Raw genomic sequence first — 768 nt, forward strand, 5'->3', positions numbered from 1 at the left:
ATTTACGTCGTAATTCCAATATTCACCAACGGTGAAAAGCTCTTTGCCTGTTTTCCAACGTAAATGATCTATCCACTCTTGTAGATACTGATATTTAATGTGCTTCACGGCATCCATTCTAAAGCCATCAACGCCGGTCATGTTGATGTACCACTCACCCCAATCTTTCAGCTCTTGTTTAACTTCTGGGTGATCCATGTCTAAATCGGCGTACATTAGGTAGTCGTAATTGCCTTTTTCAGAGCTGACTTCCCAATCCCATGCTTTTCCTTCGCCTTTGAATTTAAAGATCGCTTTTTCTTTGCCGGCGTCATCCCAGTCAACACCGTCAAAGTGATACCAAGTCCAATGGAAGTTCGAGTATTTGTCGTTGCGGCCAGGAAAATTAAACTCAACCCAAGCTTCAATCCATTTGTCGCCCAGTTCAATATTGCGGTTGTCCCAATCAACGCGCTTGGTATCGACCCACGACTTTCCATCTGCGCCACCTCGGTGGTTAAACACAACGTCGCCGTAAATTTGGATATTGTTGTTGTGCGCGGCATTGATTGCAGAGATGTACTGAGCCTTGGTGCCGTATTTGGTTCGTACTGAGCCTTTTTGATCAAACTCACCTAAATCGTACATATCGTAGACGCCATAACCGACGTCATTACTGCCGCCCGCGCCTTTGTAAGCTGGCGGTAGCCAGAGCGCTGTAAAACCGTTTTCAGCGAGCGCCGGGGCATTGCTTTCCACCTGCGTCCATAATGCGCCATCATTAGGTAC

At 46.6% G+C, this 768-nt stretch carries 1 protein-coding gene; it reads right to left on the reverse strand.

Annotated elements, in window-relative coordinates; genetic code table 11:
- A partial coding sequence (locus R7093_RS25115) for an alpha-amylase (RefSeq protein ID WP_318147004.1) occupies positions 1-768 on the reverse strand: 768 nt, incomplete at both ends.

It is taken from the genome of Vibrio sp. 1580, assembly GCF_033340055.1.